The sequence below is a fragment of the Rhodovulum sp. PH10 genome (genome assembly GCF_000293785.1).
Classification (GTDB): domain Bacteria; phylum Pseudomonadota; class Alphaproteobacteria; order Rhizobiales; family Xanthobacteraceae; genus Rhodoplanes.
Genome location: NZ_AKZI01000256.1, coordinates 1 through 963 on the forward strand (window position 1 = coordinate 1; position 963 = coordinate 963).

At 68.3% G+C, this 963-nt stretch carries 2 protein-coding genes; both read left to right on the forward strand.

What is annotated here, in order from left to right; translation table 11 throughout:
* The coding region (locus A33M_RS21895) for a hypothetical protein (RefSeq protein ID WP_040622760.1) at window positions 1–246 on the forward strand (246 nt) is incomplete at its 5' end.
* Between the two features lie 453 nt (window positions 247–699).
* A partial coding sequence (locus A33M_RS21900; RefSeq protein WP_040622763.1) for a hypothetical protein occupies window positions 700–963 on the forward strand: 264 nt, incomplete at its 3' end.

Sequence of the window (963 nt, forward strand, 5' to 3'; positions counted from 1 at the left end):
CCGATCTGGAATCCCGACGTCCCGCAGACCATGAACTTCTTCGAGCAGTGGGAAGAGGTGCCGGACAACGTCGAGTACGACAACGGCTTCAAGATCCAGTGGGAGAACTTCATCCGCTACGTCGTCGCCGACGGGCCGTGGAGCCACGGCCTGGTCGAGGGCGTGAAGGGCGTTCAGCTCGCCGAGCTGGGCTTGCAGAGCTGGAAGGAGCGCCGCTGGCTGGACGTGCCGGCCGTGGTGATCTGAACCGGCCTTCGGCAAGACGACGCTCCGGGCCGTGCGGACCTCTCGCCCGCACGGCCGAGCGACCCCCGATCGTCGCCGAGCGCCGTCCACCTTCCGAGCGTCTTCCGGTGCGGGAAACCGCCGCACCGCGGAGGCGCTCTTTTTTTGTGCCCGCTCGTTTCGTGAGCGCTTCCGGTGGCCGGATGGCGGGCCCGGCGCGCCCGACGGTACGCCACCGTTCCGACCTCGCCCGAACGGCCGATGTCACCCGCGATTCGGGTAGGCCGGGCATGCCGCAAATCCATGACTGCTACCCGGCCGACCCGCTTGCGGCATGCCGGCGCCGGTTGTAACCATCTGGTTATAACGGCTGAGGGAGCGGCCAATGATCTGTTGTCGTCCGGGTGCGTGGGCGTGCGTCCGCGCTGCATCCGCCGAACGCGCGGTCGCCCGTTTTGCCCGGGAGATTCGGCGATGACGGCGACGCGACTGACGGTTCTCGAGGCCCGCTCGTTCGAGCGGCCGGTCACCCTCCGCCTGCCGTTCCGCTTCGGCGTCGTCACGCTCACCGAGGCGCCGCAGGTCTTCACGAAAGTCCGCATCCGCCGCGAGGACGGCCGGGAAGGCGAGGGGTTCTCGGCCCAGCTGATGGTGCCGAAGTGGTTCGACAAGTCGACCGCCCTCACCAACGAGCAGAATTTCGATCAGCTCCGCACCTCGCTCGCGATCGCCCGCCGC